Below are 6,304 nucleotides of genomic sequence, written 5' to 3' on the forward strand. Positions count from 1 at the left end.
CTGCTGGAATTCAGGTATATTAGTCATTTTGGCAGTTTTTGACTCTTCTTTTTTCAGGCTTTGTGAGAAATCCGGGTTTAAACTCGGACCTGGAGAGCATCGTCTAAATGTCTTCTATACAATTACGCCAGTCGATGAAGATGAGTGCGTGGCCCAATATTGGTTAATGGTAAACAGCGCCCGTGAAATTCCAGTTGAAGTCTATCTAAATATTCAAAATCTTGTTGCTAGTCAAGATATTGCCATTGTCAATTCCCAGCAACCCCGACGCTTACCTTTATATTTGCAAGCAGAAGTACATTTACCGAGCGATCGCTATTCTATTGCATACCGTCAGTGGCTCAAACAACAGGGTATTACTTTCGGCACCATTTAGAACTTTGTTATGCTTTGCTCCCCTGACATTGTTTGTATTGTGAGTTTGCTTCCTTAGTGAAATTTTTTCAACGTAATAAATAATAAGTGGGGGTTCGCAGATAAAGTGAAATTGCGGCAACGAACTTATAGGGATTTCAGCCACAGCAATTCGCAGATAAGGCACTTGCCAAGAATAAATCAGCCCAGCCGTCGCTTTCGCCTTGAGGGCGAAAGCGCCTAAATCTCTCGGTTTTGCCAAAAATATTATTGATACGGTGAAGCAGCGCGGTCTTGGGGGTTTCCCCCATGAGCGACTGCTGAACCCCGTAGGGGCTGGGCTGATTTATTTATTGGATCTCCCTAAAGTGAAATTACTTGTCAGACAAGGCTTTGAGCTAGCCAGGCAATTCGTGCATAAAGTGAAATTTTGTATCTAATCTCAGAAATTAACGTTATCCTGTACAGTGCCGATAATAATTTATACCTAATTCTTTAATATTCTATAAGAAAGTTGCTTGACTATCTATAGTTAGGAGTGAGCGATCGCAAAAACAGGTAGACTGAGGGTTGTGACCTAAGTGTACTTACGTCGTATCATTGAAGTGACCTGGTGCTTTTCCTCCTGGAATCTGGCAACAGATCAGTTTCTTGGTTGAACTGAGACGGTCTGCTGTTGAGCCTGCTCAAGCGCTCACTCGACTCCCAATACGGTTCGGATAAGCATTTTTCACTTTCCTTGTGGTCTGGGTAAAGGGTAAGGGGTAAAGGGGAAAGGATGTATTCAAAACATGAGTCCCTTTCCCTTTCCCTTTCCCCTTTAACCGAACCGTATTGACTCGACTCCTGCTTAGTTCAGTGTTGTTGAAAGGAGCATTGAACTCCCATACAATTTATGTCTGCTGAGTCACCCGTCCCCAAGGAGCCATCCGACTCACTCCCCGTCAAACCAGACTCGGAGCCAAATCAGTCATCCCAAACCGATGCCCCTTTTCCAGTGGTGGGAATTGCCGCTTCTGCTGGCGGGCTAGAGGCATTTACGGAACTGATGCGCCATTTGCCAACGGATACGGGCATGGCGTTTGTGCTAATTCAGCATTTGTCTCCTGACCATGAAAGCCTGCTGCCGGAAATTTTAGGCAGAGTGACTACCATGTCTGTACGTCAGGTGCAAGACCAGATGCGGGTTGAGCCAAACGCGGTCTATGTGATTCCGCCCAATGCCCAAATGACCCTGGTCGATGGCATTCTGCGGCTCGCGCTCCGGCAGAAAAGTGACGGCAAATATTTACCCGCCGACATCTTTTTTGAGTCGTTAGCGACCGATCGCGGCAACAAAGCGATCGCCATTGTGCTGTCGGGGATGGATGGAGACGGTGCTGAGGGGGTGAAAGCCGTCAAGATCGCTGGGGGTGTCACCTTTGCCGAATGTGATGCCACGGCGCAATTTAACAGTATGCCCAATACGGCGATTGCAACTGGTAAGGTGGATTTTGTGTTGCCGCCGCAAGGCATTGCTACAGAACTGAGCAATCTCAGTCGCAACCCCTTTCTGGGGCAATCAGAGCCGTTGCAGATCATCCAGGAGTTACCCCCAAAACCGGGTGATCCCCTGAGCCGAATTTTTTCCCTCCTCCGCACGACAACTGGCGTTGACTTTACCCAATACAAACCGGCATCGCTGGAGCGCCGTATCCAGCGGCGGATGCTGCTGTATAAGCTGGACAGTCTGGCAGCATACGCGCAATATTTGCAAACGCACGGGGACGAAATTCAAGCTCTGTACGAAGAAATTCTCATCCATGTGACCAGTTTCTTTCGCGATCCGCACGTCTTTGAGAAATTGAAAACCCAGGTTTTCCCCAGGATCAGCCAAAATAAAGCCAGCGATGTGCCGCTTCGGATTTGGGTGGCTGGCTGTTCAACTGGGGAAGAAGTCTACTCACTCGCCATCTGCTTGTTAGAGTTTTTCAGCGATCGCGCCACCGTCCCGCCGATTCAGATTTTTGCTACCGACATTAGCGAAACAGCCATTAGCAAAGCCCGATCGGGCTTCTACCTAGAAAGCCAGATGGCAGGCGTTTCACCGGAGCGTAAAAGTCGGTTCTTTGTCACTCAGGCAGGGGGAGGGTATCAAATCAGCAGTACCGTTCGCGAATTTTGTGTGTTTGCCCATCATAACTTAGGCGACGACCCCCCGTTCTCGAATCTCGATCTGATTAGCTGTCGCAACCTGCTGATTTATTTATCCGATCGCCTGCAAGAGCGCATCATGGCGTTGTTTCATTACAGCCTCAACTTAACGGGCTGCCTGGTGTTGGGTACGGCAGAAAGCATCAAAACTGCCTCAAATTTGTTTGCGCCCGTTGATGAAGCCTGCAAAATCTATGCCCGAAAATTGAGCTTCTCTAATCGCTTATTTGCGTTTACAGCCACTTCTGGGTTCGTCCCCAGTCTCCATAATCCGCAGCGCATCCCAGAAAAGCGTTCCATTCCCTTTGATTTAGCCCGAGAAGTTGACCAACTGATCGCCAATCGCTATATGCCGCTATCGGTCATGGTCGATGAACAGATGCAGATATTACAGATGCGCGGAGACCTCGATCTTTACCTGAAGTTGACCCCTAGCACCACGGAGCTAAACCTGCTGTCTATGGCACGCGAAGGGCTGGTAACACCCCTTCGCACCGCCCTGTATCAGGCTAAGACAGAGAACGTGCTGGTGCGGCAGGAAGACATTCAAATGGAACAGGGTGAGCGAGCGCGGCTGAATCTGGAGGTGCTGCCATTTCGCCCAGCCCTGATGAACGCCCTCTATTTTTTGGTGCTTTTTAATCCCATCTCGCCCTCTGCCCCTGCCTCTAACACGTTCACCAGTTCCGCAACGGTAGAAAACTTGGAGCCAGCGGACTTAGCGCGTGAGCTTGTAACGCTTCGTCAGGCGTTGTCTGCCGCCACCCAACGCGAACTCTCGGCCCAAGCGCATCTGCAAGCGATGATGCAGGAGCAAAACCAACTCAACCAAAATTTGCGTATAGCGAATGAAGAGATCCTATCGAGCAATGAGGAACTGCAAAGCACGAATGAAGAACTGCAAACGGCGAAGGAAGAAATTCAAGCCACCAATGAAGAACTCTCGACGACCAATGAAGAACTGCGGAGTCGGAATCTGCAACAAAATCGAGACAATAGTGATCTCAACAACTTTATCGCCAGCATTAATATCCCGATTGTGATGCTGACGAATGACTTAAGGATTCGCCGCTTTACACCAACCGCCCAGCGACTGTTCAATTTCATCCCCACCGATATCGGACGACCCTTCACTGACCTGCATGGCAATTTTGACGTTTCCCAGCTAGAACCGATGATTTTGGAGGTATTGGAGACCCTCAATACGAAAGAACAGGAAATCCAAACAGAAGCCGGATACTGGTATAGCATCCGCATTCGCCCCTATCGCACCACTGAAAACCAAATTGACGGTGTGACACTGTTGCTACAGGATATTAATGCCCTCAAACGCTACACTGCCAGCCTAGAGAGCGCTCGCAACTATACAGAAGCCATCGTTGAGACGGTGCAAATCCCACTGGTTGTGCTGGACGCTGATTTACGGGTGAATACCGCGAATCGAGCGTTTTACGAGACATTTCAGGTTTGTGAAGCTGAAACCATCAACACGTTGCTGTTTGAATTAAGCAATGGGCAGTGGGATATTCCCGAACTGCGATCGATGTTGAACGGTATTCTGGCGGATGAGCTTGCGGTGCAGGATTTTGAAGTCAATCATGATTTCGAGCAGATTGGGCAAAAAAACATGCTGTTCAATGGCTGCAAACTGTACCGAGAAGACAACATAAACATGATTTTGCTAGTGATCTTAGATGTTACCGAGCGCACGGCGCGCCAGAAGGCTGAAGCGGCCAATCGTGCCAAAGATGAATTTCTCTCAAATCTGTCTCATGAACTGCGAAATCCGCTCAACTCGCTGCTGGCATGGGTACAACTGCTCCGCAACCGCGACTGCGACAAGGCAACAGTCGATCACGCCTTAGAAGCCTTTGAGCAGAACGGTAGGCTACTCAATTACCTAATTGAAGATATTCTGGATGCCTCTCGGATTGCGAGTGGCAAGTTGCAATTGAATAGCCACCCGATCGACTTGAGCTTATTGGTTCAAGCTGCTCTCGATAGCGTTAACTTCTCGGCGGTGGCAAAAAATATTCAGTTAGTGTCATCGTTGAGTTCGATCACCGTGCTGGGGGATGCCGAACGATTGCAGCAAGTGCTGGGGAACCTGCTCTCGAATGCGATCAAGTTTACGCCTGCGGGTGGACGAGTAGACATCACGCTGTCACAGGTTGACCAGCAGGCGCAAATTCAAGTCAGTGACACAGGAATTGGTATTCCAGCAGAGTTATTGCCACATATTTTCGAGCGGTTCTATCAGGCCGATTCCAGTACAACCAAAACCAATCAAGGGCTAGGATTAGGCTTGGCGATCGTGCGGCATCTCATCGAGCTGCATGGTGGCACTGTGCTGGCTGAAAGTCCGGGCGAAGGACAAGGTGCCACACTGACCGTGCGGTTGCCTTTATACGTCCCGCCCCCAACCTCACCGCCGATTGTCGAACCGACGGTAGAAACATCTTTGGACGCTTCGCAAAATCTCCCCTCTCTAGAAGGCTTGCATATCCTGGTGGTGGATGATCAGGTCGATGTGCTTTTACCCTTGCAGTTAATACTAGAGGATTACGGGGCAGAGGTGCTGGCCGTAACGACTGCCAGAGCAGCCCTCTCTGCTCTCAGGGAAAGCCCTAACCGCTATGATGTGCTGATTTCTGATCTCGGCTTGCCTGATGAAGATGGCTACTTCCTGATTCAACAGGTGCGATCGCTCAGTGCGGCAGCCGGAGGACAAATTCCGGCGATCGCGCTGACGGGCTATGCCAGTAAAGCAGAACAACAACGGGCGATCGAGGCTGGGTTTCAAATGCACATAGCTAAACCCTGTGATCTGGTTCAACTGCGTGCAATAATTGCCGATTTGGCTAAACGAACTTAACGGCTTGCCGTTATACGAGGCTCAATACGGTTCAGTTAAGCCAAAAACCAGATAAACTGAGGGTTATCACTCAAGTGTAATGAGATTGAATGCAACTCAAAGAATTCTCGCTGATTTCATCTGCGATTGAACCAGGTACGGTGTTCAAAGCGTTAGAAACAGCTATCCCAGCAGAAGCAATCTCGCAAGTGATCATACAGACACATAGTAATGAAGAACGGAAGCGGGCTTTACCTTCACATCTGGTGGTCTGTCTAGTCATTGCAATGAGCTTATGGTCAAAAGCATCTTTTGAGTTCAGTGCTAAAAAACTTAGTGGATGGGTTAAGTGAAGCGTCGGTGAGAGTGGGAAAATATTGGCGAATACCCTGTAAATCATCAATAACAGAAGCCCGACAGCGAGTAGGAGCAGGGGTAATGAGCCGCCTATTTCATTTAATAGTCAAACCGCTAGCCACAATTGAGACCGGAGGTGCTTTTTTAGGGGGATTGCGATTGATGGCAGTAGATGGGACAGTTTTCGATGTCCCGGATACGCCATCGAATGCCAGAGTTTTTGGATATCCAGGAACACGACCAGGAACGCGAGCGGCTTTCCCAAAAGTGCGCCTAGTACTGTTAATTGAAACTGGGACACATTTAATTGTTGATGCACTGATGTGTCCTTACCGGATAGGTGAGCGAGTCAGTGCCCCCACACTCCCCACACTCAAAATCTTGTTATATCAGGGCTTTGCGATTAACAAGCGTGCCATTCTAGTCTGCGGCAAAATTTCACTAAGCCTACGAATTTAAAGTATTATTTTTGTGACTGTAACCATAAGTTTGCCATTTTTGAAACCATAACTTTGCCGCAGTAAGAGTTGAAAAGTAGATTATTAC

The 6,304-nt window shown here is 48.7% G+C and carries 1 protein-coding gene and 2 pseudogenes; all 3 read left to right on the plus strand.

The features are described from left to right. Positions 1–376: pseudogene (locus ACEYW6_RS35485) on the plus strand (hypothetical protein); the annotation flags it as partial. Between the two features lie 873 nt (positions 377–1,249). Continuing rightward, on the plus strand, positions 1,250–5,422 hold the full coding sequence (locus tag ACEYW6_RS35490) for a CheR family methyltransferase (protein WP_412983494.1): 4,173 nt from the start codon (positions 1,250–1,252) through the stop codon (positions 5,420–5,422). Between the two features lie 89 nt (positions 5,423–5,511). Continuing rightward, positions 5,512–6,115 (plus strand): annotated as a pseudogene (locus ACEYW6_RS35495) (transposase domain-containing protein); the annotation flags it as partial. Between the last annotated feature and the right edge of the window lie 189 nt (positions 6,116–6,304).

It is taken from the genome of Nostoc sp. UIC 10607 (genome assembly GCF_047228265.1).
Classification (GTDB): Bacteria; Cyanobacteriota; Cyanobacteriia; order Cyanobacteriales; family Nostocaceae; genus Nostoc; species Nostoc foliaceum_A.

Bases quoted from the DNA above. Each gene is read 5' to 3' on its own strand.
- ACEYW6_RS35490 (WP_412983494.1), top strand. From the start codon at position 1,250: ATGTCTGCTGAGTCACCCGTCCCCAAGGAGCCATCCGACTCACTCCCC.